General features: G+C 74.2%; 25 protein-coding genes. 20 read left to right on the forward strand and 5 right to left on the reverse strand.

Translation table 11 applies throughout. The features are described from left to right. Positions 1 to 1,748: transcription termination factor Rho (gene rho, locus J5O08_RS15965; RefSeq protein ID WP_218707896.1), on the forward strand; the 1,748-nt coding region annotated here is incomplete at its 5' end. Between the two features lie 210 nt (positions 1,749 to 1,958). Here rho and J5O08_RS15970 read toward each other — a convergent pair. Together J5O08_RS15970 and J5O08_RS15975 are read right to left on the reverse strand one after the other, a co-directional pair. After that, positions 1,959 to 3,122 (reverse strand): glycosyltransferase family 4 protein, encoded by a 1,164-nt coding sequence (locus J5O08_RS15970; RefSeq protein WP_218707897.1) that lies wholly within the window; start codon positions 3,120 to 3,122, stop codon positions 1,959 to 1,961. Between the two features lie 14 nt (positions 3,123 to 3,136). Next, positions 3,137 to 3,901: a hypothetical protein gene (locus J5O08_RS15975; RefSeq protein ID WP_218707898.1), complete on the reverse strand. Its 765-nt coding sequence runs from the start codon at positions 3,899 to 3,901 to the stop codon at positions 3,137 to 3,139. Positions 3,902 to 4,052: 151 nt separating this feature from the next. Between J5O08_RS15975 and rpmE the strand changes: the two genes are divergently transcribed. The 17 genes from rpmE (at position 4,053) to J5O08_RS16060 (ending at position 18,659) form a co-directional block, all read left to right on the forward strand. Continuing rightward, positions 4,053 to 4,268, forward strand: a complete 216-nt coding sequence (rpmE, locus tag J5O08_RS15980; protein ID WP_147795949.1) for a 50S ribosomal protein L31 — start codon at positions 4,053 to 4,055, stop codon at positions 4,266 to 4,268. Between the two features lie 150 nt (positions 4,269 to 4,418). Beyond that, complete coding sequence (prfA, locus tag J5O08_RS15985) at positions 4,419 to 5,510, forward strand: peptide chain release factor 1 (protein ID WP_147795950.1); 1,092 nt, start codon at positions 4,419 to 4,421, stop codon at positions 5,508 to 5,510. Continuing rightward, positions 5,507 to 6,505, forward strand: a complete 999-nt coding sequence (gene prmC, locus J5O08_RS15990) for a peptide chain release factor N(5)-glutamine methyltransferase (protein WP_308281663.1) — start codon at positions 5,507 to 5,509, stop codon at positions 6,503 to 6,505. The genes prfA and prmC overlap by 4 nt, the downstream gene beginning before the upstream one ends. Then, entirely contained in the window at positions 6,502 to 7,161 is a 660-nt protein-coding gene (locus tag J5O08_RS15995) for an L-threonylcarbamoyladenylate synthase (protein ID WP_246855008.1), read from the forward strand. Before prmC ends, J5O08_RS15995 begins: the two co-directional genes overlap by 4 nt. Next, positions 7,158 to 8,522 (forward strand): MraY family glycosyltransferase, encoded by a 1,365-nt coding sequence (locus tag J5O08_RS16000; RefSeq protein WP_218707900.1) that lies wholly within the window; start codon positions 7,158 to 7,160, stop codon positions 8,520 to 8,522. The genes J5O08_RS15995 and J5O08_RS16000 overlap by 4 nt, the downstream gene beginning before the upstream one ends. Then, complete coding sequence (locus J5O08_RS16005; protein WP_254631206.1) at positions 8,519 to 9,025, forward strand: hypothetical protein; 507 nt, start codon at positions 8,519 to 8,521, stop codon at positions 9,023 to 9,025. Before J5O08_RS16000 ends, J5O08_RS16005 begins: the two co-directional genes overlap by 4 nt. Positions 9,026 to 9,066: 41 nt before the next feature. Further along, the gene (gene atpB / locus J5O08_RS16010) at positions 9,067 to 9,936 is read left to right on the forward strand and encodes a F0F1 ATP synthase subunit A (RefSeq protein ID WP_374225985.1); all 870 of its coding nucleotides are present in this window, start codon (positions 9,067 to 9,069) and stop codon (positions 9,934 to 9,936) included. A gap of 104 nt (positions 9,937 to 10,040) precedes the next feature. Further along, positions 10,041 to 10,295: an ATP synthase F0 subunit C gene (gene atpE / locus J5O08_RS16015; protein WP_276509384.1), complete on the forward strand. Its 255-nt coding sequence runs from the start codon at positions 10,041 to 10,043 to the stop codon at positions 10,293 to 10,295. After that, positions 10,292 to 10,876 (forward strand): F0F1 ATP synthase subunit B, encoded by a 585-nt coding sequence (locus tag J5O08_RS16020; RefSeq protein WP_371300433.1) that lies wholly within the window; start codon positions 10,292 to 10,294, stop codon positions 10,874 to 10,876. The genes atpE and J5O08_RS16020 overlap by 4 nt, the downstream gene beginning before the upstream one ends. Then, the gene (locus J5O08_RS16025) at positions 10,876 to 11,688 is read left to right on the forward strand and encodes a F0F1 ATP synthase subunit delta (protein ID WP_218707902.1); all 813 of its coding nucleotides are present in this window, start codon (positions 10,876 to 10,878) and stop codon (positions 11,686 to 11,688) included. The genes J5O08_RS16020 and J5O08_RS16025 overlap by 1 nt, the downstream gene beginning before the upstream one ends. A gap of 76 nt (positions 11,689 to 11,764) precedes the next feature. Further along, positions 11,765 to 13,393, forward strand: coding sequence for a F0F1 ATP synthase subunit alpha (gene atpA / locus J5O08_RS16030; RefSeq protein ID WP_217616890.1), 1,629 nt, complete (start codon positions 11,765 to 11,767; stop codon positions 13,391 to 13,393). Between the two features lie 3 nt (positions 13,394 to 13,396). Next, positions 13,397 to 14,290: a F0F1 ATP synthase subunit gamma gene (locus tag J5O08_RS16035; protein ID WP_217616891.1), complete on the forward strand. Its 894-nt coding sequence runs from the start codon at positions 13,397 to 13,399 to the stop codon at positions 14,288 to 14,290. A 65-nt stretch (positions 14,291 to 14,355) separates the two neighbouring features. Then, positions 14,356 to 15,840 (forward strand): F0F1 ATP synthase subunit beta, encoded by a 1,485-nt coding sequence (gene atpD / locus J5O08_RS16040; protein WP_166939050.1) that lies wholly within the window; start codon positions 14,356 to 14,358, stop codon positions 15,838 to 15,840. Positions 15,841 to 15,905: 65 nt separating this feature from the next. Continuing rightward, complete coding sequence (locus J5O08_RS16045; RefSeq protein ID WP_158375591.1) at positions 15,906 to 16,187, forward strand: F0F1 ATP synthase subunit epsilon; 282 nt, start codon at positions 15,906 to 15,908, stop codon at positions 16,185 to 16,187. A 16-nt stretch (positions 16,188 to 16,203) separates the two neighbouring features. Beyond that, positions 16,204 to 16,626 carry a DUF2550 domain-containing protein gene (locus tag J5O08_RS16050; RefSeq protein ID WP_218707904.1) on the forward strand — a complete coding sequence of 141 codons (423 nt, stop codon included), beginning with the start codon at positions 16,204 to 16,206 and terminating at the stop codon, positions 16,624 to 16,626. Between the two features lie 17 nt (positions 16,627 to 16,643). After that, complete coding sequence (nucS, locus tag J5O08_RS16055; protein WP_218707905.1) at positions 16,644 to 17,339, forward strand: endonuclease NucS; 696 nt, start codon at positions 16,644 to 16,646, stop codon at positions 17,337 to 17,339. A gap of 45 nt (positions 17,340 to 17,384) precedes the next feature. After that, positions 17,385 to 18,659: an N-acetylglucosamine-6-phosphate deacetylase gene (locus J5O08_RS16060; RefSeq protein WP_218707906.1), complete on the forward strand. Its 1,275-nt coding sequence runs from the start codon at positions 17,385 to 17,387 to the stop codon at positions 18,657 to 18,659. A gap of 76 nt (positions 18,660 to 18,735) precedes the next feature. On the opposite strand, the gene J5O08_RS16065 is transcribed toward J5O08_RS16060, so the two are convergent. From J5O08_RS16065 to J5O08_RS16075, 3 genes are all read right to left on the reverse strand, one after another. Further along, positions 18,736 to 19,992 carry a hypothetical protein gene (locus J5O08_RS16065; protein WP_218707907.1) on the reverse strand — a complete coding sequence of 419 codons (1,257 nt, stop codon included), beginning with the start codon at positions 19,990 to 19,992 and terminating at the stop codon, positions 18,736 to 18,738. 77 nt (positions 19,993 to 20,069) lie between these two features. After that, positions 20,070 to 21,233, reverse strand: a complete 1,164-nt coding sequence (locus J5O08_RS16070; RefSeq protein WP_218707908.1) for a hypothetical protein — start codon at positions 21,231 to 21,233, stop codon at positions 20,070 to 20,072. A gap of 154 nt (positions 21,234 to 21,387) precedes the next feature. Further along, positions 21,388 to 22,392, reverse strand: coding sequence for a LacI family DNA-binding transcriptional regulator (locus J5O08_RS16075; protein ID WP_218707909.1), 1,005 nt, complete (start codon positions 22,390 to 22,392; stop codon positions 21,388 to 21,390). Between the two features lie 383 nt (positions 22,393 to 22,775). Between J5O08_RS16075 and J5O08_RS16080 the strand changes: the two genes are divergently transcribed. Both J5O08_RS16080 and J5O08_RS16085 read left to right on the forward strand, forming a co-directional pair. Continuing rightward, positions 22,776 to 23,825, forward strand: coding sequence for a LacI family DNA-binding transcriptional regulator (locus J5O08_RS16080; protein WP_218707910.1), 1,050 nt, complete (start codon positions 22,776 to 22,778; stop codon positions 23,823 to 23,825). A gap of 75 nt (positions 23,826 to 23,900) precedes the next feature. Then, complete coding sequence (locus J5O08_RS16085; protein WP_147795962.1) at positions 23,901 to 25,211, forward strand: ABC transporter substrate-binding protein; 1,311 nt, start codon at positions 23,901 to 23,903, stop codon at positions 25,209 to 25,211. Positions 25,212 to 25,215: the final 4 nt, after the last annotated feature.

The raw sequence follows: 25,215 nt of genomic DNA on the forward strand, positions 1-25,215 counted from the left end.
GCCGCCGCCCGGCGCGGGCCGAGTCCGCCGCGGCCGACACCGCCGCCCCGGCCGCCGAGCCGACCGAGGCCCGCGGCCGCACCGTCGACGTGCTCGCCGGCCTCGAGGCCGTCGAGCGCTCGCTCGACTCCCGCCAGCAGTCCGACGACCGCGCCGCGCGCGCGGCCGACGCCGTCGGCACCGTCACCGGCGAGCGCCGGTCCCGCCGCGCGGGCCGCGGCGCCGGTGCGCCGACCGTCGACGTGACGCTGCCCGAGGGCCCGACCTCCGCGGGCGACCGCGGGGAGCGCGGCGACCGGGCCGAGCGCGGCGACCGCCGCGAGCAGCCCGAGGGCCAGCGCCAGCGCCAGCAGCAGGACCCGCAGCGCCAGGCGGCGCAGCACCCGGGCGAGCAGCAGGCCCAGGACGGCGGCCAGGACGACGACGAGCGCGGCGGTCGCCGCCGGCGCTCGCGCGACCGGTACCGCGACCGCGACGGCCGCAAGCGCGGCCGTGGCCAGCGCGGCGGCGTCGGCGACCTCCCGTACGAGGAGGTGGAGATCGCCGAGGACGACGTGCTCGTCCCGGTGGCCGGCATCCTCGACGTGCTGGAGTCGTACGCGTTCGTGCGCACCAGCGGCTACCTGCCCGGCCCGAACGACGTGTACCTGCCGCTCGCGCAGGTCCGCAAGGCCGGCCTCCGCCGCGGCGACGCCATCACCGGCGCCGTGCGCGCGCCCCGCGAGGGCGAGCAGCAGGGCCAGGGCGGTGCGGGCCGGCCGAACAAGGCCAACGCGCTCGTCCGCCTGGACACGGTCAACGGGATGGCGCCCGAGCAGGCGCGCACCCGCCCCGAGTTCACCAAGCTGACGCCGCTGTACCCGCAGGACCGGCTGCGCCTCGAGAACGAGACCAACCACCTGACGCCGCGGGTCATCGACATCGTCGCCCCGATCGGCAAGGGCCAGCGCGGCCTCATCGTCGCGCCGCCCAAGGCCGGCAAGACGATCATCATGCAGCAGATCGCCAACGCGATCACCGCGAACAACCCCGAGGTCCACCTCATGGTCGTGCTCGTCGACGAGCGCCCCGAGGAGGTCACGGACATGGAGCGGACCGTGAAGGGCGAGGTCATCGCCTCGACCTTCGACCGCCCCGCGTCGGACCACACGATGGTCGCCGAGCTGGCGATCGAGCGCGCCAAGCGGCTCGTCGAGCTCGGCCAGGACGTCGTGGTGCTGCTCGACTCGCTGACCCGCCTGTCCCGCGCGTACAACCTGGCGGCCCCGGCCTCCGGGCGCATCCTCTCCGGTGGTGTGGACGCCTCGGCGCTCTACCCGCCGAAGCGGTTCTTCGGCGCCGCGCGGAACATCGAGCACGGCGGCTCGCTCACGATCCTCGCCTCGGCGCTGGTCGAGACCGGGTCCAAGATGGACGAGGTCATCTTCGAGGAGTTCAAGGGCACCGGGAACATGGAGCTCCGGCTCTCCCGGTCGCTCGCGGACAAGCGGATCTTCCCGGCGGTGGACGTCAACGCGTCCGGCACCCGCCGCGAGGAGATCCTCATCGCCCCGGACGAGCTCAAGATCATCTGGAAGCTCCGCCGCGTCATGGGCGCGCTGGACCAGCAGCAGGCGATCGAGCTGCTGCTCGGCAAGCTCCGCGACACCAAGAGCAACGTCGAGTTCCTGCTCCAGGTCCAGAAGACGACCCCGGCGCAGAACGGCCACGGCCACCACGACGAGAGCCAGCAGCGCGCGATCGTCTGACGCACGCACCCACGACGGGGCGGCACCCTCCGGGGTGCCGCCCCGTCGTGCATCCCCCCAGCGCCGAGTCTCCACTCTTCGCCTTCGCCGGGACGGCCGGACGCAGGCGAGAAGCGGAGACTCGGCGGAAGAGCGCGCGGGGCGAGCCGGCGCGCGAGGGGTGAGGGCGCGCGGGGCGAGAGAGCGCGCGGCGCAGGGCGACCGCGCGGGTCAGCGCGCGGGGCGGGTGCCCGCGGCGCGGGCGTTCGCGCGGCGGGTCGCGATCGCCTGCTCGTACCAGGCCAGGGTCTGCGCCGTGATCTCGCCGGCCTCGAACCGCTGCGCCGCGGCGCGCTGCGGGGCGCGCGCCGCCGTCCGCGCGGCCGGGTCGTCGACCCAGCGGGCCAGCGTGCGCGCGAACGCCGCGGTGTCCCGGGGGTCGACGAGCTGGTCCTCCAGGCCCGCCATCGGCGTGCGGTAGCCCGGGTTGTCGCCGGCCAGGACCACGCCGCCCGCGTCCGCGAGCGCCTCGACGACGGACATGCCGAAGCTCTCGCCGCCGGTCGACGGCAGGGCGACGACGTCGGCGCCGGCGAGCAGGGCCGCCTTGTCCTCCTCGGCGACGAAGCCCGGGAAGTCGACCCGGTCGGCGATGCCGGCGGCGCGGGCGCGGTCGCGCAGCTCGTCGAGCAGCGGGCCGCGGCCGGCGAGCGTGAGCGTCCACGGGCGCGTCGCCGGCATGGCGGCGACGGCGGCGAGCAGCTCGCGCGGGCCCTTGCGCTCGACCAGCCGGCCGAGGAACACGATGCGGACGGGGCCGTCGTCGGCGCCGGACGGGGCGTCCGCCGCCGGGCCGCCCAGCTCCACCGGCCCCCCGATGATCGGCACGTCCCGCCCGTACGCCTCCCGCACGGACTCCCGCGCGGCCTCGGACAGCGCGGTGATCGCGTCGAACCGCCGCAGCCGCCGGCGCTCCGCGAGCCCGAGCGCCCGGATGCCCCACCGGGTCAGCCGGTCCTGCGGGTAGATGACGAACTGCCCGACGACGGCGGTGCGCGGCGACGCCGCCGACACGACGCGCCCGGCGAGCATCGGGCTGTACGGCATGGTCACGTGCAGGACGTCGAACGGGATCTCGGCGAGCAGCCGGCGGACGTCGGCGCGCCGCGCGGGCAGCGGGCTGCGCAGCCGGTTGCCGTTGAACCGCACGGACACGGTGCGTCCGAGCACGTGCAGGTTCGGCAGGTCGGTGCGCTCGGTGGTCGAGGTGACGTAGTGCACCTCGTGGCCGAGCTCGGCGAGCCGACGGCCGAGCGTCAGCACGATCTGCTGCACCCCGTCCGGCTTGTCGAGGCCGTCGTCGATCACCAGGCCGATACGGAGCACGGTCCCCATCGTAGGGGCGCGGCTCAGGCCGGCTCGTGCACCCCGTCGGCGCTGAGCGTGCGGTCGCCGCAGGTGATCGCCCGGGCGGTCTCGCGCGCGGCGTCGGTGCCGGCGGCCACCTCGTCGGAGGTCCCGGCCGACGCGGTCGTCCCGTCGACGTGGATCAGGGTGCGGGTGACGGTGTCGTCCACCAGGTTCAGCCCGACGAGGTCGAGGGTGCCGTCGCCGTCCAGGTCGACGCAGCCGACGCCGGTGCCCTGGCCGGCGAAGCCCTGGTCGAACCGCCACGGCTCGCCGCGGGTGTCGGTGGCGGCGACCAGCGCGCAGTCCTGCACCACCAGCAGGTCGGCGACGCGGTTGTCGGAGACGAGCACCATGGCCGGCTCGGCCGGGTCGGGTCGCAGGGCGAACGCGGTGGCGCCCGCGGGGCCGGCGAGGTCGATGGGGTGGGTCAGCGTGGCGCCGGCGGCGGTGGAGACGCCGACCGTGCGGGTGCCGCCGTCGTCGGCGATCCACAGCTGGTCGGGCACGCCGTCGCCGTCCAGGTCGATCGTGTCGACGGTCGCGGCGGTGGCCGGCGCGAGGCCGCCGGTCCCGGTGCAGCCCTCCGCGGCGGGCGCGCTCGGCTGCAGCGTGCCGGTCGGCGACGGCGCGGGCGTCGCGGGGGAGGACGCGGGCGGTGGGGCGCTCGACGCGGCGTCGTCGCCGGACCCGGCGCTGCACGCGGACAGCAGCAGGGCGGTGGTGGCCAGGGCGGACAGGGTCAGCGGGGCGCGTCGGGTGCTCATCGCCCTCGACGCTAGGACGGCCCCGCCCCGATCGCGACCGGCGGGAAGATTTCCGACCCGCCCGCTGTTCTGGCAGACTGTCCCGTCGGTCTGCGGTTCACGTGCGCGGCTCGCGCGCACGACCCGGAGGCCCAACCCGAGGAGAACACCTGTGAAGACTGACATCCACCCCGAGTACGTGGTGACCCAGGTGACCTGCACCTGTGGCAACACGTTCACCACGCGCTCCACCGAGACCTCCGGCGAGATCCGCGCCGACGTCTGCAGCGCCTGCCACCCGTTCTACACGGGCAAGCAGAAGATCCTCGACACCGGTGGCCGCGTGGCCCGGTTCGAGGCGCGCTACGGCAAGCGCCCGGCGAACTAGCCGTCCTGACGCCGGTGCGCGGCGGTCCCCCGAGGACCGCCGGGCACCGGCGTCTTCGCATGTCCGGGGCCGGGTCCGCCGCCCCCGGGTCCGCCGTGCGACCGGCGACGCCCCGGCGCCGCCGCGCCCCGCCCCCAGGAGACCCCCGCGATGACCGACCCGTTCGCGGCCGCCCGCCCGCTGCTCGACGAGCACGCGCGGATCGAGCAGCAGCTCGCCGACCCGGCGGTGCACGCCGACCAGGCGCTGGCCCGCACCCTCGGCCGGCGGTACGCCGAGCTCGGCCGGGTCGCGCAGGCGCACGGCGCGTGGCGGACGGCGGCGGAGGACCTGGCGGACGCGCGCGAGCTGGCGCAGGAGGACGAGGCGTTCGCCGCCGAGCTGCCGTCCCTGGCCGAGGCCGAGGAGCACGCGGCGGAGAAGCTGCGCCGGGTGCTGGTCCCGCGCGACCCCGACGACGCCCGCGACGTCATCCTGGAGATCAAGGCCGGCGAGGGCGGCGAGGAGTCCGCGCTGTTCGCCGGCGACCTGCTGCGGATGTACCTGCGGTACGCCGAGCGCCGGGGCTGGAAGGCCGAGACGCTCGAGTCCACCGAGTCGGACCTCGGTGGCTACAAGGACGTGCAGGTCGCGATCAAGGCGCGCGGCGCCGTCACCGACCCGGCCGACGGCGTCTGGGCGAGCCTCAAGTACGAGGGCGGCGTGCACCGGGTGCAGCGCGTGCCGGTCACCGAGTCGCAGGGCCGGATCCACACCTCGGCCGCGGGCGTGCTCGTGTTCCCCGAGGTGGAGGACGAGGGCGAGGTCGAGATCGACCCGAACGACCTGCGGATCGACGTGTACCGGTCGTCCGGCCCCGGCGGCCAGTCGGTGAACACGACGGACTCGGCGGTGCGGATCACCCACCTGCCGACCGGGATCGTGGTGTCGATGCAGAACGAGAAGTCGCAGCTGCAGAACCGCGAGCAGGCCATGCGCGTGCTGCGCGCCCGGCTGCTGGCGGCGCGCCAGGAGGAGGCCGCCGCGGCGGCGAGCGAGGCCCGCCGGTCGCAGGTGCGCACGGTGGACCGCTCGGAGCGGATCCGCACGTACAACTTCCCGGAGAACCGGATCGCCGACCACCGCACCGGGTACAAGGCGTACAACCTCGACGCGGTGCTCGACGGCGACCTGCAGCCGGTCGTGCAGTCGGCGGTCGACGCCGACGAGGCCGCCCGGCTCGCCGCCGCGGGGGAGCGGTGACCGGCGCGGGCGCGCCCGGCGCACCCGCGCAGGCCCCCGGCGCCCCCACCCTGCGCGCCCTCGTGGAGGCCGCCGCCCGCGTGCTCGCCGAGGCGGGGGTCGGGTCGCCCCGGCACGACGCGACCGCGCTCGCCGCGCACGCGCTCGGCCTGCCGCGCCTCGACCTGGTGCTGGCGCCGCCCGTGCCCGAGGGGTTCACCGAGGAGTTCGCCGGCCTGGTCGACCGCCGCCGGCGCCGCGAGCCGCTGCAGCACATCGTCGGCTCGACCGTGTTCCGCTACCTGACCCTGCGCGTGGAGCCCGGGGTGTTCGTGCCGCGGCCCGAGACGGAGACCGTCGCGCAGGTCGGGATCGACGAGGCCGCGCGGATCGCCACCGAGGGACGGACCCCGGTCGTCGTCGACCTGTGCTGCGGCGCCGGCGGCATCGCGCTGTCGCTGGCGACCGAGGTGCCGGAGGCGCGGGTCGCCGCGGTCGACGCGTCCCCGGCCGCCGTGGCGCTGACGCGGCACAACGGCGAGCGGGTCGCCGCGGGTGACGTCCGCGTCGAGCTCGGCGACGTGCGGGACCCCGCGCTGCTCGCCGACCTGGACGGCACGGTCGACGTCGTCGTGTCGAACCCGCCGTACATCCCGCCGGACGCCGTGCCGGTCGACCCCGAGGTCCGCGACCACGACCCCGACCTCGCGCTGTACGGCGGCGGGGCCGACGGCCTGGAGGTCCCGCGCGCGGTGCTCGCCGCCGCCGCCCGGCTGCTGGTGCCCGGCGGTCTGCTGGTGATGGAGCACGCGGAGGTGCAGGACGCCGCGGCCCGCGCCGCCGCGGAGGCGACCGGCGCGTTCGAGGGCGTGGAGTCGCGCGCCGACCTGACCGGCCGGCCCCGGATGCTGGTCGCCCGCCGGCGGGCCGCCGCGCCCGCCTCCGAGGCCCCGGCGGCCCCCGCGGGCGAGCCGCGTCCCCACGCCCAGCCGGTCGTGGGAGACTCGCAGCCGTGACTGCCGACGCCGTGCTGGACGCCACCGACCCCGCGACCTGGGGGCCGGCCCTCGACGCCGCCGTGCACACCGTGTCGCGCGGCGGGCTCGTCGTGCTGCCGACGGACACCGTCTACGGGATCGGCGCGGACGCCTTCACGCCGCCGGCGGTGAACGCCCTGCTGGCCGCGAAGGGCCGCGGCCGCCAGATGCCGCCGCCGGTGCTGATGCCGGACGCGCGCACGATGGACGGCCTGGCGATGGGCGTGCCGGCCGCGGCCCGGGACCTCGCCGAGGCGTTCTGGCCGGGCGGCCTGACCATCATCCTGGTCGCGCAGCCGTCGCTGGCCTGGGACCTGGGGGAGACCCACGGCACCGTCGCGCTGCGCGTGCCGGACCACCCCGTCGCGCTGGCGCTGCTCGGCCGCACGGGCCCGATGGCGGTGTCGAGCGCGAACCGCACCGGCCAGCCGTCGGCCCTCGAGGTCGGCGAGGCCTACGAGCAGCTCGGCGACCGGGTCCAGACGTACCTGGACGGCGGCCGCACCCCGGGGCAGGTCGCCTCGACGATCGTGGACGCCACCGGCGACGAGCTCCGCGTCGTCCGGCAGGGCGCCATCTCCCTGGAGCGCCTCCGCGAGGTCGCCCCCGTCGTGGCGGGTGACGCCGGCCGGTGAGGGCGTACCTCCTGCTCCTGCTGATCGCCGCGGCGGCGACCTACGTGCTGACGCCGCTGGCGCGGTGGTGCGCGCTCCGCTGGGGCGCGATCACGGCCGTCCGGAGCAGGGACGTGCACTCCATCCCGACGCCGCGGCTCGGCGGCCTGGCGATGTGGGCCGGGATCATGGTCGGCCTGGTGATGGCCAGCCAGCTGCCGTTCCTCGCCGACGTCTTCGACCGGCCCGAGCCGGTGATCGGCATCGCCGCGGCGGCCACCATCGTGTGCGCCCTCGGGGTGGCCGACGACATCTGGGACCTGGACTGGATGACGAAGCTGGTGGGCCAGGTGCTCGCGGCGTTCGTCATGGCGTCGATGGGGGTGCAGCTCTACCAGCTGCCGATCGACGGCGTGGTGCTGGGCTCCGACCGGATCTGGCTCGGCCTGACCGTGCTGGTGGTCGTCGTCGCGATGAACGCCGTGAACTTCGTCGACGGGCTGGACGGGCTCGCGGCCGGGCTGATCGCCATCGGCGGCGCCGGGTTCTTCCTGTACTCCTACCAGCTCACCCGCGACGCCAGCCCGGGCGACTACTCCAACCTCGCGACGCTCGTCGTGGCGCTGCTCGTCGGGGCGTGCGTGGGCTTCCTGCCGCACAACTTCAACCCGGCGCGGATCTTCATGGGCGACTCGGGGTCGATGCTCATCGGCCTCGTGATCGCCGCGGCCGGCATCCAGGTGACCGGGCAGATCGACCCGGCCATCGCCTCCACGCGGCAGTCGTTCCCCGCGTTCCTGCCGATCCTGCTCCCGCTGGCCGTGCTGCTGCTGCCGCTGCTCGACATGGGCCTCGCGGTGATCCGCCGGGTGGGCTCGGGCAGGTCGCCGTTCCACCCGGACCGGATGCACCTGCACCACCGGATGCTGGCGCTCGGCCACTCGCACCGGCGCGCGGTGATCATCCTGTACGTGTGGACGTTCGTGTTCACCGGCGCGGCGACGGCGCTCGTGTGGTTCTCCACCACCGCGGTCCTCGTCGGGCTGGGTGTCGGCGTGCTCGCCGCACTGGCGCTGACCCTCGGCCCGCTGCGCGGCCGCAGCACCGCGGGCGGCGGTACGCCCGGCGGCGGTCCCGGGGTGCGCCCGCCGACCGGGCCCGAGCCCGCACCGGCGCCGCAGAACGCCCCCGAGCACCGCGCCGCCGGCGCGCCCGCCCCGGCCCCCGCCCGGCACGCCGCCGACGCGCACCGCCGGGCCTGGCACGCGGCCCCCGCCGCCGGTCCCGCGGTCGCCGCCGGCCCCGCGCCCGCCGCCGCGGCGCACCCCCTGACCCGCCTGACCGACGCCCTGCACGACGCCGACCCGAGGACGGACCGATGACCGACCCCACCGCCGAGCCGACCCCCCGCCCGGGGGACAGCCCCGAGGTGGCCGCCGTGTTCCGCCGCGCGCTGCACGACATGATCTGGCTGGTCGCCGGCGTCACCGTCGTCGGCGTGGCCGTGGGCTGGCTCGTCGCCGGCCTGCCCGGGGTGTGGGGCGCGCTGATCGGCGCCGCCATCGCGCTGGTGTTCTCGGGGACCACGACGCTGTCGATGCTCAAGACCGACACCGCCGCCCCGGGCCGGATGATGGCGGTCATCATGGGCACCTGGCTGGGCAAGCTCGTGGTCGTGATCGTGGTGCTCGCGGTGCTGCGCGGCATGGACTTCTACGACCGGTACGTGCTGGCCGTGGTGGTCGCGGTGGCCGTCATCGGGTCCGCGCTGCTCGACTACCGGGCGGTGTCGCGGGGCAGGGTGCCTTACGTGTCCCCTACAGGTGCTAGGCCCAAGGTCCCGAATGGGGACGAGCCGGACGGGTCCGGCCGTTCCGTAGGCTAGGCTTCCAGCCGAACCACCCACGACGGCCGGGTCCCGGCGCGGTGACCCGCACCTCGAGGCACCCGACGCCGCGAGCCTTCGACCTACAGGAGACTGCTCTGTCCAGCCTTGCGACGATCCTGCCGCTCGCTGCCGAAGGCGAGTCCGGGTTCCACAAGCCGTCGATCGCCGAGTTCTTCCCTCCCGCCATCTGGTTCGAGGGCACGATCTTCGAGATCAACCGCATCCAGGTCGTGCGCTTCGTCGCCGTCGCGGTGCTGCTGACCATCATGGTCATCGCCGCGCGCCGGGCCCGCCTGGTGCCGCGCCGCGGCCAGAACATGGCCGAGATGCTGCTCGACTTCGTCCGGATCAACGTCGCCCAGGACATCCTCGGCAAGGAGAAGGCACCGAAGTACGTCGCGCTCCTGACGACGATCTTCTTCGCGATCTTCGCCTTCAACATCACGGGCGTGATCCCGTTCCTCAACATCGCGGGCACCTCGCTGATCGGCCTGCCGGTCATGCTGGCCCTCTGGGTCTACGTGATGTACCTGGGCGCCGGCGTCAAGGCGCACGGCGTGGGCGGGTTCCTCAAGACCAGCCTGTTCCCCCCGGGCGTGCCGTGGCCGCTGTACATCCTGCTGGCGCCGGTGGAGTTCCTGCAGGTGTTCGTCCTGCGGCCCGTCACGCTGGCGATCCGGCTCATGGCCAACATGGTCGCCGGGCACCTCATGCTGGTGCTCTGCTTCTCGGCCACCCAGTTCCTGCTGTTCGAGGCGAGCGGCGGCCTGAAGCCCTTCGGCGCGCTCACCCTCGCGGGCGGCTTCGCGATCACCCTGTTCGAGGTGTTCGTCGCCGCGCTGCAGGCCTACATCTTCGTCGTCCTGACGGCCGTGTACCTGAGCCAGTCCATCGAGGACGAGCACTGACCTGATCTGACCAGCACCACCCCCACGGGGGCCTCGACGGGCCCTCGTCACCAGACGACCGCCGGCCGACCGGTCGGCGGCCAAACGGAAGGAACGAGCACAGCGTGTCTCTTCTCGCGGACCCCAGCGTCATCCTTGCGGCCGAGAACGCCATCTCGGGCAACATCGCGACCGTGGGCTACGGCCTCGCGGTTCTCGGCCCGGGCATCGGCCTCGGCATCCTGATCGGCAAGACCGTCGAGGGCATGGCGCGCCAGCCCGAGGTCGCCGGCCAGCTCCGGACCACCATGTTCATCGGCATCGGCTTCGTCGAGGTCCTCGGCCTCCTCGGCCTGATCACCGGCTTCCTCTTCTCGTGATCACCGCCGCGCTCCCCGCGGCGAGCATCCTGGCCGCGGAGACCGAAGAGGTCGAGGGCTGGCGCCTGCTCATCCCCGCGGGCTACGACATCCTGTGGTCGTCGGTCGTCCTGATCGTGATCGGCGTCGTCTTCTACAAGCTCGTGCTGCCGAAGTTCCAGGCGGTGCTCGACGAGCGGACCGAGAAGATCGAGGGCGGGCTCGCGAAGGCCGCCAGCGCCCAGGAGGAGGCTGCCGCCGCGAAGGCGGAGTACGAGCAGCAGCTCCAGGACGCCCGTGCCGAGGCGGCGCGCATCCGCGAGGAGGCGCGCTCCGAGGCCGGCCAGATCGTCGCCGAGGCGCGCGAGAAGGCCACCGCCGAGCAGGCGCGGATCGCCGAGACGGCCCAGCGCCAGATCGAGGCCGAGCGCCAGCAGGCCGCCGTGTCGCTCCGTGCGGACGTCGGCTCGCTCGCCACCGAGCTCGCGTCGAAGATCGTCGGCGAGTCGCTCGCGGACGAGGCGCGTCGCTCGCGCGTCGTCGAGCGGTTCCTGGACGAGCTGGACGCGCAGACCACCGCCACCGCGGGTAAGGGGAACTGATGCGAGGGACGAGCCGGGCGTCGCTGGCCGCCGCGGAGGGCCGGTTCGAGCCGGTGCTGCGGTCGGCCGGCGCCGAGGGGCTGCTGCTCGGAGAGCAGCTGTTCGCGCTGGTCGACGCGCTGGACTCGTCCGGCTCGCTGCGGCGCACCCTCACCGACCCGTCGGCCGCGGGCGAGGCCAAGGCCGCGCTCGCGACCCGGCTGCTGGCCGGCGCCGACCCCCGTGTGGCCGAGGCCGCGCAGGGGCTGGTGCGGGCGCGGTGGTCCGAGGAGGGCGACCTCGCCGACGCCGCCGAGCAGCTGGCCTTCTCGGCCGTGCTCGCGTCGGCCGAGGCGGACGGCACGATCGAGCAGGTCCAGGAGGAGCTGTTCCGGCTCGGCCGGGCGCTCGCCGGTCAGCGCGAGGTGCGCCGCCGGCTGTACGACGACACGCTGCACGCCCAGGCGCGCGGCGAGCTCGTCGACCGGCTGACGGCCGGGACCGGTGCGACGGCGACCCGCGTGCTCGCGCGCCGGGCGGCCGTGGCGCCGCGCGGCCGCCGGTACGTCGCGACCCTCGGGCACCTCGGCGACCTGATCGCCGAGCGCCGGAGCCGCACGGTCGCCACGGTCACGACCGCGGCCGACCTGGGTCCCGCCCAGCGGGCCCGGCTCGCGGAGATCCTCGGCCGCGCCTACGGGCGCGAGATCCAGGTGCAGGTCCTGGTGGACCCGCACGTCCTGGGCGGCCTGCGCGTGCAGGTCGGCCCCGAGGTGATCGACGCGACCGTGCTCGCACGGCTGGCGGACGCACGCCGACGACTTGCCAGCTGACCGGGCCTGACGGCCCGACCCGACCACCCACGTGGGAGCGCACGCCGCGGGCGTGCTGCACGACAGGAGAGATGCCATGAGCGAGCTGCAGATCCGGCCGGAGGACATCCGCGCCGCGCTGGACAGCTTCGTCACGACGTACGAGCCCACCGGCGCCGCCGCCGAGGAGGTCGGGCGGGTCACCCTGGCCGGCGACGGGATCGCCCGGGTCGAGGGCCTGCCGGGCGCGATGGCCAACGAGCTGCTCCGCTTCGAGGACGGCACGCTGGGCCTCGCGCTCAACCTCGACGTCCGCGAGATCGGCGTCATCGTCCTCGGCGAGTTCACCGGCATCGAGGAGGGTCAGGAGGTCCGCCGCACGGGCGAGGTCCTGTCCGTCCCGGTCGGCGACGCCTTCCTCGGCCGCGTGGTCGACCCGCTGGGTCAGCCGATCGACGGCCTGGGCGAGATCGTCTCCGAGGGCCGCCGCGCGCTCGAGCTCCAGGCCCCGGGCGTCATGGCCCGCAAGTCGGTGCACGAGCCGCTGCAGACCGGCATCAAGGCGATCGACTCGATGATCCCGATCGGCCGCGGCCAGCGGCAGCTCGTCATCGGCGACCGCCAGACCGGCAAGACGGCCATCGCGATCGACACGATCCTCAACCAGAAGGCCAACTGGGAGACCGGCGACCCGGAGCAGCAGGTCCGCTGCATCTACGTCGCCATCGGCCAGAAGGGCTCCACCATCGCCGCCGTCCGCGGCGCCCTGGAGGAGGCCGGCGCCCTGGAGTACACGACGATCGTCGCGGCCCCGGCGTCCGACCCGGCCGGCTTCAAGTACCTGGCGCCCTACACCGGCTCGGCCATCGGCCAGCACTGGATGTACGGCGGCAAGCACGTCCTCATCGTGTTCGACGACCTGTCGAAGCAGGCCGAGGCGTACCGCGCCGTGTCCCTGCTGCTGCGCCGCCCGCCGGGCCGCGAGGCGTACCCGGGCGACGTGTTCTACCTGCACTCCCGCCTGCTGGAGCGTTGCGCGAAGCTGTCCGACGAGCTCGGTGGCGGCTCGATGACCGGCCTGCCGTTCATCGAGACCAAGGCCAACGACGTCTCGGCGTACATCCCGACCAACGTCATCTCCATCACGGACGGCCAGATCTTCCTGCAGTCCGACCTGTTCAACGCGGACCAGCGCCCCGCCGTCGACGTCGGCATCTCGGTGTCCCGCGTCGGTGGTGCCGCGCAGGTCAAGGCGATGAAGCAGGTCTCGGGCACGCTGAAGCTCGACCTGGCGCAGTACCGGTCGCTCGAGGCGTTCGCGATGTTCGCGTCCGACCTGGACGCCGCGTCCCGCGCGCAGCTGACCCGTGGCGCCCGCCTGATGGAGCTGCTCAAGCAGCCCCAGTACTCGCCGTTCCCGGTCGAGGAGCAGGTGGCGTCGATCTGGGCCGGCACCAAGGGCAAGCTGGACGACGTCCCGGTCGAGGACGTCCGCCGGTTCGAGTCCGAGCTGCTGGACCACCTGCGCCGCAACACGGACGTGCTCAGCACGATCGCGAGCACGGGCAAGCTCGGCGACGACCTGGAGGCCAAGCTCGCCTCCGCCGTCGACGAGTTCCGCCACGGCTTCCTCAAGGGCGACGGCACGCCGCTGGTCGGCGCCGAGCAGCCCGAGGACGAGACGCCGGTCGAGCAGGAGCAGATCGTCCGGCAGAAGAAGGCCTGACGCGTGGCCGGACAGCAGCGGGTCTACCGGCAGCGGATCAGGTCGACCCAGTCGCTGAAGAAGATGTTCCGCGCGCAGGAGCTGATCGCGGCGTCCAGGATCGGGCGCGCCCGCGACCGGATGGCGGCGGCGTCGCCGTACGCCCGGGCGATCACCCGGGCCGTCTCGGCGGTCGCGACGCACTCGGACGTCTCGCACCCGCTGCTGGCGGAGCGCGACGACACGAACCGCGTCGCCGTGCTGCTCATCGCGTCGGACCGCGGCATGGCGGGCGCCTACTCGGCGTCCGTCATCCGCGAGACCGAGCGGCTGGTCGAGCGGCTCGAGGGCGAGGGCAAGGAGGTCGCGCTGTACATCAGCGGCCGCCGCGCCGAGTCCTACTACCGGTTCCGGCAGCGTGAGCTGGCGGCGGTGTGGACCGGGCAGTCCGACGCCCCGACGTCCGAGCTGGCCGAGGAGATCGCGAGCACGCTGCTCGCGGCCTTCGACGCCGACCCGGCCGACGGCGGCGTGGGGGAGCTGCACATCGTGTCGACGCAGTTCGTCAACATGGTGAGCCAGCGCCCGCAGGTCATCCGGATGCTGCCGCTCGAGGTCGTCGAGGGCGTCGCCCCCGCCGGCGAGCACGAGGCGCTCCCGCTGTACGACTTCGAGCCCGACGCGGCCGAGGTGCTGGACGCGCTGCTCCCGCGGTACGTGCGCACCCGGATCTTCGCCTGCCTGCTGCAGGCGGCGGCGTCCGAGCTCGCGGCGCGGCAGCGCGCGATGCACACCGCGACGGAGAACGCCGAGGACCTCATCCGCACGTACACGCGGCTGGCGAACCAGGCCCGCCAGGCCGAGATCACCCAGGAGATCAGCGAGATCGTGTCGGGCGCCGACGCGCTCGCCTCCTGAACCGCCCGACCGCACGACCCGAACCAGCCCGCCGGACACCGGCGGACGACCGAAGGCAGGCAGACATGACCGCGACCACCGTCGACGCGAAGGACACCACGGCCACGCCCGGCGTGGGCCGCGTCGCCCGTGTGATCGGGCCCGTCGTGGACATCGAGTTCCCCGCGGACCAGATCCCGGACATCTACAACGCGCTGACCGTCCACATCGACCTGTCCTCGCAGGGCGAGGGCGAGGAGTCCGGCGGGTTCACGATGACGCTCGAGGTCGCGCAGCACCTCGGCGACTCGCTCGTGCGGGCCATCGCGCTCAAGCCGACCGACGGCCTCGTGCGCGGCGCCCAGGTCACCGACACCGGCGCGCCGATCTCGGTGCCCGTCGGCGACGTCACCAAGGGCCACGTGTTCAACGTGACCGGTGAGGTGCTCAACCTCGGCGAGGGCGAGAAGCTCGAGATCACCGAGCGCTGGCCGATCCACCGCAAGGCCCCGGCCTTCGACCAGCTCGAGTCGAAGACGCAGATGTTCGAGACCGGCATCAAGGTCATCGACCTGCTCACCCCGTACGTCCAGGGCGGCAAGATCGGCCTGTTCGGCGGCGCGGGCGTCGGCAAGACCGTCCTCATCCAGGAGATGATCCAGCGCGTCGCGCAGGACCATGGCGGTGTGTCGGTGTTCGCCGGCGTCGGCGAGCGCACCCGTGAGGGCAACGACCTCATCGTCGAGATGGAGGAGGCGGGCGTCTTCGACAAGACCGCCCTCGTCTTCGGCCAGATGGACGAGCCGCCGGGCACGCGTCTGCGCGTCGCCCTGTCGGCCCTGACGATGGCGGAGTACTTCCGCGACGTCGCCAAGCAGGACGTGCTGCTCTTCATCGACAACATCTTCCGGTTCACCCAGGCCGGCTCCGAGGTCTCCACGCTGCTCGGCCGCATGCCGTCCGCGGTGGGCTACCAGCCGAACCTCGCGGACGAGATGGGCCTCCTGCAGGAGCGCATCACCTCGACCCGCGGCCACTCGATCACCTCGCTGCAGGCGATCTACGTGCCGGCCGACGACTACACCGACCCGGCCCCGGCCACGACGTTCGCGCACCTCGACGCGACGACGGAGCTCTCCCGCGAGATCGCGTCCCGCGGTCTGTACCCGGCGGTGGACCCGCTGGCGTCGACGTCCCGCATCCTCGACCCGCGGTACGTGGGCCAGGAGCACTACGACGTCGCCACCCGAGTGAAGTCGATCCTGCAGCGCAACAAGGAGCTCCAGGACATCATCGCGATCCTCGGTGTCGACGAGCTGTCGGAGGAGGACAAGACGGTCGTCGCGCGCGCCCGCCGCATCCAGCAGTTCCTCTCGCAGAACACCTACATGGCGGAGAAGTTCACCGGCGTCGTGGGCTCCACGGTCCCGGTGTCCGAGACCGTCGAGGCGTTCGCGAAGATCGCCGACGGCGAGTTCGACCACATCGCCGAGCAGGCCTTCTTCAACATCGGCGGCCTCGAGGACCTCGAGCGCAACTGGGCCCGCATCCAGAAGGAGTACGGCGTCTGACGCAGACGCCCGCCGCTCCACCCGCACCACCCTCGATCCACCCCCTTCCAGGAGGTTCTCGTCCCATGGCCCAGCTCGAGGTCGACCTCGTCGACACCGACGGCACCATCTGGTCCGGCGACGCGCGTCAGGTGAGCGCGCCCGCCTCGGACGGCGAGATCGGCATCCTGGCCGGGCACACCCCGGTCCTCTCCGTGCTCCGGCGCGGAGAGGTCCGGGTGATCGAGGCCGGCGGGTCCGTCCACCGGTGGACCGTCGAGGGGGGCTTCCTCTCCGTCGACGGCGACCAGGTGACCGTCGTCGTCGACGCGGCCGAGGCGGTGGCCTCCGGCACGTCCGGCCGCTGACGTCGGCGGGCAGGCCGTGACCGGGCACCAGATCGCGTTCCTCGCGCTGCTGCTCGTCGTGGCCGCGCTGGTGGTCGTGGGCCTCGGCCTGTCCCGGTGGAGCAGCCTCACCCGGCGGGTGGGGTCGTTCCGCTGCTCGCTGCGGGTCGGCTCCCGCTGGTCCCGCGGCATCGCGCACTACGGCGCCCGGCACCTGTACTGGTGGCGGCTGCGCTCGCTCGCCCCGCGCCCTGGCCAGGTCTGGCCGCGCGGCGGGATGGAGGTGCTGGAGCGCACCGCGGTGGACGCCGCGGTGGCCGGCGGTCCGTACCTGGTCCGCTGCCGGGTGCCCGGCCCCGCCGGCGCCGAGGAGGTCGAGCTCCTCATGACGCCCGAGGCGTACGCCGGGCTGACGTCCTGGCTCGAGGCCGCCCCGCCGGTGCCGCACCACGTGATCTGACCGTCGTAAGGACTCCCATGCGCCTGCTCGTCGCGCGCTGCTCGGCCCGGTACAGCGGCCGGCTCAACGCCCACCTGCCCCTCGCGACCCGGCTGGTCGTGGTCAAGGCGGACGGCTCGGTGCTGCTGCACTCCGACGGCGGCTCGTACAAGCCGCTGAACTGGATGAGCCCGCCGTGCACGCTGCGCACCGAGGACGCCGCGGGCGAGGCGCTCGAGCGCGGCGTCGCCCAGGTGTGGACCGTGCAGCACACCAAGAGCGACGACCGGCTGGTCATCGAGGTGCACGAGGTGCTGCACGACTCCGACCACGACCTGGGCGTCGACCCGGGGCTGATCAAGGACGGCGTCGAGGCGCACCTGCAGGAGCTGATGGCCGCGCAGATCGACGTGCTCGGCGCGGGTCACACGCTGGTGCGCCGCGAGTTCCCGACCGCGGTCGGCCCGGTCGACATCCTCGCGAAGGACGCGGCCGGCGCCACGGTGGCGGTCGAGATCAAGCGACGCGGCGACATCGACGGCGTCGAGCAGCTGACCCGGTACCTGGAGCTGCTGAACCGCGACCCGCTGCTCGCGCCCGTGCGGGGCGTGTTCGCGGCGCAGGAGATCAAGCCGCAGGCGCGGGTCCTGGCCACGGACCGCGGGATCGCGTGCCTGGTGCTGGACTACGACGCGATGCGCGGCGTCGACGACGTGGACTCCCGGCTGTTCTGACCCCGGGGGCCCCGCGGGGTGCGAGGCGTGCGCCATGATGGGGCCGTGACCACCGCCGACACCGCCCCTGCCGACGTCGTCCTGCGCGGGGAGGTGGTGACGCCCTCCGAGGTCCTGCCCGACGGGGCCGTCGTGCTCGCCGGGGGCCGCATCGCGTGGGTCGGGCCCGCCGCGCAGGTGCCCGGGCGCTGGGCCGACGAGGTCCCGCCCGCGCCGGCACCCGGGACGACCCTGCTCCCCGGGCTCGTCGACCTGCACGACCACGGCGGCGGCGGGTCGAGCTTCCCGGACGCGACCACCCGCGACGAGGCCCTGGTCGCCGTCCGCGAGCACCTGCGGCACGGCACGACGAGCCTGGTCGCCTCGCTGGTCACCGCGCCCCGGGACGTGCTGCTGGCGCGCGCGGCGCTGCTCGCGGACCTGGTGGAGTCCGGCGACCTGGTCGGCGTCCACGCGGAGGGGCCGTTCCTGTCGGTCGACCGGTGCGGGGCGCAGAACCCGGCGGACATGCTGGCGGGGGACCCCGGGCTGGTCGCGGACCTGGTGGCCGCCGCGCGGGGGCACCTGGTGACGATGACCGTGGCGCCGGAGGTGCCGGGGGTGGCGGACGGCACGGGCGCCGCCGGGGCCGGCGACGGCGCGGACGTGCTGGCCGCGCTGGTGCGCGGGGGCGTCGTGCCGTCGATCGGGCACACGGACGCCGCGTCGGAGCAGGTGGACGTCGCGGTGCACCGGGCGCGCGCGCTGCTGACGGGCCGGGTCGGGGCGCCCGGACGGTCGCCGCGGCCCACCGCCACGCACCTGTTCAACGGCATGCGCCCGCTGCACCACCGGGACCCCGGCCCGATCGCCGCCTGCCTGGCCGCCGCCGCGCGCGGGGACCTCGTGGTCGAGCTGGTCGCGGACGGCACCCACCTGGCGGACGGCACGGTGCGGGCCGTCTTCGACCTGGTCGGGCCCGGCTCGATCGCGCTGGTGACCGACGCGATGGCCGCGGCGGGCATGGCGGACGGCGACTACCGGCTCGGGCCGATGGCGGTCCGGGTGGGCGGCGGGGTGGCGCGGATCCTCGGCGACGACGGCTCGGCCGGCGCGATCGCCGGCGGGACGGCGCACCTGCTGGACGTGGTGCGGACCGTGGTCGGTTCCGGGATCGGGCTGGTGGCGGCGGTGCGCTCCGCGGCGACGACGCCCGCGGAGGTCCTGGGCCGGCCGGACCTGGGCGCGCTGGCGGTCGGGCGGCGGGCGGACGTGGTCGTGACGGACGAGGACCTGGCACCGGTCGCCGTGTACCGCGCGGGGCGGCTGGTCACGGCCTGACGCGGCGCCGCGGGGGGAGGAGGAGAGGGTCGTCCGTCCTCGCCCAGGGGAGTGGGTGGGGGACCGGGACCCGCCGTCAGCGGCCGTCCTCCCACGGGTCGGCGGCAGGCTGGGCGTGAGCCCGCCGAGCCGCCCCCGCCCCGGCGACCGTGCCCGGCGCAGCGCCCGAGAGGGTCTCGTCCTCGCGCCGCCGCAGGGCCTCCCAGTTCCGGCGGTCGCGCCGCGCGCTCCACGCGGCCAGCACCACGGGCACCAGGTACGGCAGGGCCAGGAGCACGGACTGCTGCCACGACCTGTGCACCACCAGCGCCGGGGCGGCGTAGAGCGAGTCGAGCTCCGCCACGAGCTCGGGGTCGGCGAGGTAGCCGAGCCCGTCGGGCCGCAGGTGGACGCCCGCGATGACAGACGACGTGAGCCACCACCCGGCGGCCCCGATCGTCGCCGCGCCGAGCAGCGCGCCGACGAGACCCCGGCGGGACGCCGACCGAGTGCGTGCCCAGCCGTGCAGGATGAGGAAGGCGGCCAGCGCGGTGAACCCGGCCGTCAGCAGGTAGACGGTGCCGCCGAGGTCTGCCGGCCGGAACCCGGCCGCCCGCGGCATGGCGAGGACGTGGACGGCCAGGGTCACGAGCGCGACGAGCACGACGAGGACTCGGGTACGGACGCGCGCCACCGCCCTTCCCAGCCGTGTCCGGGGCCCCCGGTTCGCGTGCGCGCGGGCCTCGGCCGCCCACCGGGCGAGATCGGCGTTCTCGGCGCTGGACTTCCCGGAGCCCGATGGGCGCGCCGGGTCGCCCCCCGCCAGGCGGACGTCGTCCTCGAGTCGCTCGAGTCGCAGGCGATCCCGGCGGGTCAGCACGGCGCCGATCCCTGTCAGGAGAAGCGGCAGGACGACGAGCAGCAGCACGACGAGCGCGGGGCGCAGAGCGGCCACCGTCTCATGGCCGACCGCGGGGGGATGCCTGGGCGGCGAAGGGCCGAACCAGCGCTCGATGCGCTGCCGGCCGTCGTCCGGGTCCAAGGCGATCAGCACGAGCGTGCACGCGCCCGTGCAGGCGGCCGACGCCGCCAGCACGGCGAGAGCGAACCCGGCGACGACGTGTGAACGAGAACGGGACCACCAGCCCAAGAGCCCGCCCGCGATGAGGTGGACGACGGCGACGGCGACGGCGAACATCGCCCACTCAGCGGACGCGCCGCCGGTCCGGGACGAGAGGCCGCGAGGCAGGAAGAGCTGGGCGAACGAGATTGACAGGACACTGCTCAGCAGGAGCGCGGCGCCGAGGCGCACGCGGCCGCGGCGCAGGCTCCGCAGCCGCTCCGACTCCAGCACGAGCAGTACCCGGCCCTCCTCGCACGTGCGATCCAGCGGGGAGGGCCGGGCCCGGCGAGCAGCGACCACCCGTCGCGTCAGTCCATCCCGATGGAACGGAAGTAGCGCAGGGTGACGCGGCTGCTGGCGGTGGCGAGCAGGCCGGCCAGCATGGCCTGGTCGACGACGTCCTTCATCCCCGCGAGGCTTACGGTCAGCGACGTGGTGACGAGCGCGGCCACGAGCCCGACGGGCGCGCCGGCCACTGTCGCGGCCGCCGCCAGCATGAGACCGGTCATCTCCTTCGTGCCGATCGCAGTTCCGTACTGGCTCTTCAGCCCTTCCTCGACCATGCGGATGGCCGCCTCGGGATCGTCGGTGGCGTTCCACGCGTCGGTGAGGACTGCTGTCGCCTCCTGTCCCGAGACGCCGTCGACTCCGGCGTTCCATCCGACGGAGGTCAGGCCGAGGATCTTGCCGCCCCACCGGTGGGCGTTCTGCCACGCGTGTCTTGCCGCGCCCTGCACGCCCGTCAGACCGCGCAGCGCCTCGCCGAGCTGGGTGACCTGGTACGCCATCTCGACGTGCCGGTCGTAGCGCAGGTACTGGTCGAACACCCGGCGGTCGTCGGGGGTGATCCAGGCGGCGTACCGGTTCGCGTTGGAGTTGTGGTCGACGGGGTACTGGGTCGGGTCCTGGGGCAGGTCGACGTAGTGCGAGAGGTACATGTAGACCGTCTCGGACCCGATGTCGCGCGCGTTGCGGTCCCGGGCCGAGTTGACCTCGGCCATCGTGTAGGCGTGGGCGAGCCACCGGGCGGCGAGCTGTTCCCTGGTGGTGTCCGAGGCGGCGACAGGGATGCTGACCGGGGTGCTCCCGAGCGTGGTTCCCGGAGTGATCGGGCCGTCCTGGAGGTGCTGGCCCAGGATCGGCGGGGTGACGACCTGCGGCTCGGGCGTCGGGCTCGGCTCGACCTCGGGCTCCGGGTCCGGCTCGGGCTCCCAGTCGTCGAGCAGCCGTTCGAGCTCGGCCAGGAACTCGGGACTCCTCTGCTCGACGTCGGCGAAGTCGAGCAGCGAGAGCCCCACCTCCGCGAGCAGGGACTCGGTCAGGGTGACCTCGGCGAGCAGGCCCGCCGTTGCCTCGGCGTCCTGCCGGGCGTCCCGGGCGGCGGTGCTGCTCGCCTGGGCGGGTCCCACGATGGTCAGGGCCATCACCGCCGCGGTGATGACGCCGACGGTCGTCCTGGTGGTGCGTCGCATGTGCGTCCTCGGGAGGATCGTGGCTGCGGCGCGGCTGATCGCCCCCACACGGCGGGGGACGCCGGAATGGAGCCTAGGGCAGGTGCCGGAGGCACTGTCAACGCCGATGTGCCTTCTTGTCGCAGGGTGCCGTCACCGGCGCGCCCCGGAGGGCTCAGCCGCGGGGCGCCGCCACGCTGCCGTGGTCGGTGTAGGCGGGGGAGACCAGGCGGGTCTCCGCCGTGTCCTCGCCGGACAGGCGGGCCATCACCATCTCGACCGCGATCCGGCCGATCCGCTCGCCCGGCACCTCGATGAGCGACACCGGCACGGGCAGCCCCGCGGCCATCTCCGCCGGGCTGACGGCCACGACCGACAGGTCGTCCGGCACGCGCAGGCCGCGCTCGGCCGCCCGGGCCAGCAGCCCGCCGAGGGCCGCCTCGTTGTGCACGACGAGACCCGTGGTGCCCGGGTGCTGCGCGAGCACCGCGTCCAGCGCGGCCGCGCCGCCGGAGAAGGTCGGCTCGGCGGGCACGACCGCGGCCTCGACCCCGGCCGCGGCGGCCTGCTCCAGGACGCCCTGCCGCATGCGCACGGCGTAGTTGGCGCGGTGGTCGAGCCGGTCCTGGGACGCCCCGACCAGGACGAGCCGGCGGTGGCCGTGCCCGGCGAGCTCGCGGACCGCCAGCCGACCCGCCCCGGCGAAGTCGAGATCGACGCAGCTGAGCCCGGTGGTGTCGTCGGGGACGCCGATGAGGATGCTCGGCAGCGCCAGCGCGCGCAGCGCGGGGAGCCGGGCGTCCTCGGACTCGATGTCCATCACGATCAGGGCGTCGGCCGTCGAGCTCGCCGCGACCCGGTCGATGCCCTGGGCGTCGTCCTGGGTGAGCACGAGGACGTCGTGGTCGTGCTCGCGCGCGGTGGTCACGACGCCGCCGACGAACTGCATGATGATCTGCACGTTGATCCCCGGCCGGAACGGCACCATCAGGGCGATCACGTTGCTGCGGCTGGACGCCAGGGCCCGGGCGCCGGCGTGCGGGCGGTACCCGAGCTCGGCGATGGCGCGCTGCACCCGGTCGCGGGTGGGGCCGGAGATCGTGCGCTTGCCGCTCAGCACGTAGCTGACGGTCGACACGGACACCCCCGCCGCGCGGGCCACGTCCCCGATGGTCGCCATCCGCCCAGGGTAGTGGGGGTGCGGGGCCCCTCGGCGCAGGTCGGGGCGCGGGGGCGTGCCGGTGCCCGGACGGGGCGCGACGGTGGGCGCGAGCGAAGCGCTTCGCAATGTGCAAGCGGTTCGACGCGTGTGGCGAGGCGGAGTGCACTGCCGCCGCGATTCGTCCTATGTGTGTCGCGCGTTCCTGCCGTTTGACGTCCGCTGAGGCGTGTCGCCTAGTATCGAAGCGATTCGACGCGAGTCGTGACCGTTTCGAGACTTGGGGGGCTGGACGCCCGGGTGATCCCGGGCCTACAGTGACGACCGCGCGAAGCGCTTCGACACCTCACGGACGAGGTGCCGCCGAGACACTCGAGGGAGAGGTCCGCAGGACGATGGTGACGATGCAGGACGTGGCACGCCGGGCCGGCGTCGCGCTGTCCACGGTGTCGGCCACCCTGACCGGCGCCCGCCCCGTGTCCGCCGCGACCCGCGCCCGGGTCGAGTCCGTGATGGACGAGCTCGGCTACCGCCCCAACGCCCTCGCCCGCGGTCTGGCCACCCGTCGCAGCCGGGTGCTCGCGCTGACCTACCCCGTCGCCGACTCCGGCCTCAGCCGCACCTCCGCCGAGTTCGTGCTCAGCGCCGCCGCGGTCGCCCAGGAGCGCGGGTACCAGCTGGTGCTCTGGCCGTTCGCGGCCGACGACGCCGACGGCGTGCTCGACGTCGCGCGCCGCGGGCTTGCCGACGGCGTGCTGGTCATGGAGGTGCACGCCTGGGACGCCCGGGTCGCCGCCCTCCGCGGTGCCGGCGTCCCGGTGACGTTGATCGGCCGGACCGCGGACGAGGCGGACCCCGAGGTGCCGACCGTGGACGTCGACTTCGCCGCCACGCTCGCCGACGCGGTCGCGCACCTCGCGGGGCTCGGCCACACCCGGATCGCGTTCGTCAACCACGCGGAGCACCGGCTGGCCGAGGGCCACGGCCCGACCGTGCGGGCTGCGGCGGCCTACACCGCCGAGATGCTGGCCCGCGGCCTCGACCCCGTGCAGGTGTACGCGGAGGAGTCCGTGGCGGGCGGCCGGGCCGCGCTGGCCGGGCTGCTCGACGCGACCCCGGCGCCCACGGCGGTCATCACCATGAACGAGGACGCGACGTTCGGCGTGGCCGCCGAGCTCGCCGTCCGCCGCGTGGCCGTGCCCGCGGAGCTGTCCGTGCTCGCGGTGGTCTCGTCCCCGGCGGTCGCCGGGCAGACGGTGCCGCCGCTCACGACGCTGCACGCCCCCGGCGCGCAGCTCGGGCGGGCGGGCGTCGACGCCCTGCTCGCCCTGCTCGGCACCGGCGAGGTGCCCGCCCCCGTCCTGGAGCCGTGCCGGCTCGTGGACCTGGGCAGCACCGGTCCGGCGCCGCGCGGCGCCGAGGCGGGTGCGCTCGCCGGGGCGACGACCCCCTAGACCGATCGACCACGGGGCGCCGGCGACCGCCGGACCCCGACCAGCACAGCAGGAACTCGACGAGGAGGACGTGTGATGGCATCTGCGCGGAAGCGGTACGTGGCCGGCGCCCTGGCGCTTGCCCTGCCGCTCGCCCTGGCGGCGTGCGGCGGAGACAGCAGCGGCGGAGGCGGTGGCTCGGACGGCGACACGCTGACCGTCTGGCACTACGAGAACGACGACTCGGCGATGGGCCAGGCGTGGGCCAAGGCCATCGAGATCTTCGAGGACGAGCACCCGGACGTGACGGTGAACGTCGAGAACCAGACGTTCGAGCAGATCCAGAAGAACGCGAAGATCTTCCTCACAGGCGACGACGTGCCGGACGTCATGGAGTACAACAAGGGCAACGCGACCGCGGGCCAGCTCGCCTCGCAGGGCCTCATCACCCCGCTGACCGAGGAGGCCGACTCCCGCGGCTGGGCGGACACCCTGCCCGACTCGATCCAGACGACGGCCATGTACGACGAGCAGGGCCTCATGGGCTCCGGCGACTGGTACGGGGTGCCGAACTACGGCGAGTTCGTCGGCGTCTACTACAACCAGGACATGCTGGACGCGCAGGGCATCGCGCAGCCGACGACGTTCGACGAGTTCGAGGCCGCGCTCGCCACGTTCAAGGCGGCCGGCATCACCCCGCTCGCCGAGGCCGGCGCGGAGTACCCGCTCGGCCAGCTCTGGTACGAGCTGGTGCTGCACTACGGCGACCGCGACCTCATCGACGACTACCAGCTGTTCGCCGACGACGTCGACTTCCAGAACGAGGCGTTCACGCAGGCGACCGAGAAGCTCGACGAGTGGATCAAGGCCGGCTACATCGCGTCCGACTCGGCCGCGCTGACCGCCGAGGACATGGGTGTCTCGTTCATCAACGGCACCTACCCGATCATGGTCTCCGGCTCCTGGTGGTTCGGCCGCCTGGTCGAGGAGATCCCGTTCACCTGGACCCAGGCGCTGTTCCCGGACAACACGATGCACCCGGGCTCGTCCGGCAACCTGTGGGTCGTCCCGGAGAACGCCGCCAACAAGGACCTGGCGTACGACTTCATCGACATCACGCTGCGCCCCGAGGTGCAGGAGATCCTCGGCCAGAAGGGCGGCCTGCCGGTCGCCGGCGACTCCTCGTCGATCACCGACGAGAAGACCAAGGAGATGACCGAGAACTTCGAGTCGATCCTCGACGAGGACGGCCTGGCGTTCTACCCCGACTGGCCGGTCCCGGGCTACTACGACGTGATCGTCAGCGAGCTGCAGTCGCTGGTCAACCAGTCGAAGTCGCCGTCGGAGGTGCTGGACGGCCTGTCCACCGCCTACCAGGACGGCAAGACGGACCTGCTCGAGGGCTGAGTCC

The sequence above is a fragment of the Cellulomonas sp. PS-H5 genome, from assembly GCF_019265565.1.
GTDB lineage: Bacteria > Actinomycetota > Actinomycetes > Actinomycetales > Cellulomonadaceae > Cellulomonas.

Bases quoted from the DNA above. Each gene is read 5' to 3' on its own strand.
- J5O08_RS15970 (WP_218707897.1), bottom strand. From the start codon at position 3,122: ATGGGGACCGTGCTCCGTATCGGCCTGGTGATCGACGACGGCCTCGAC.
- J5O08_RS15975 (WP_218707898.1), bottom strand. From the start codon at position 3,901: ATGAGCACCCGACGCGCCCCGCTGACCCTGTCCGCCCTGGCCACCACC.
- prfA (WP_147795950.1), top strand. From the start codon at position 4,419: ATGACCGACCCGTTCGCGGCCGCCCGCCCGCTGCTCGACGAGCACGCG.
- J5O08_RS16005 (WP_254631206.1), top strand. From the start codon at position 8,519: ATGACCGACCCCACCGCCGAGCCGACCCCCCGCCCGGGGGACAGCCCC.
- J5O08_RS16025 (WP_218707902.1), top strand. From the start codon at position 10,876: ATGCGAGGGACGAGCCGGGCGTCGCTGGCCGCCGCGGAGGGCCGGTTC.
- atpA (WP_217616890.1), top strand. From the start codon at position 11,765: ATGAGCGAGCTGCAGATCCGGCCGGAGGACATCCGCGCCGCGCTGGAC.
- atpD (WP_166939050.1), top strand. From the start codon at position 14,356: ATGACCGCGACCACCGTCGACGCGAAGGACACCACGGCCACGCCCGGC.
- J5O08_RS16045 (WP_158375591.1), top strand. From the start codon at position 15,906: ATGGCCCAGCTCGAGGTCGACCTCGTCGACACCGACGGCACCATCTGG.
- nucS (WP_218707905.1), top strand. From the start codon at position 16,644: ATGCGCCTGCTCGTCGCGCGCTGCTCGGCCCGGTACAGCGGCCGGCTC.
- J5O08_RS16070 (WP_218707908.1), bottom strand. From the start codon at position 21,233: ATGCGACGCACCACCAGGACGACCGTCGGCGTCATCACCGCGGCGGTG.
- J5O08_RS16075 (WP_218707909.1), bottom strand. From the start codon at position 22,392: ATGGCGACCATCGGGGACGTGGCCCGCGCGGCGGGGGTGTCCGTGTCG.
- J5O08_RS16080 (WP_218707910.1), top strand. From the start codon at position 22,776: ATGCAGGACGTGGCACGCCGGGCCGGCGTCGCGCTGTCCACGGTGTCG.
- J5O08_RS16085 (WP_147795962.1), top strand. From the start codon at position 23,901: ATGGCATCTGCGCGGAAGCGGTACGTGGCCGGCGCCCTGGCGCTTGCC.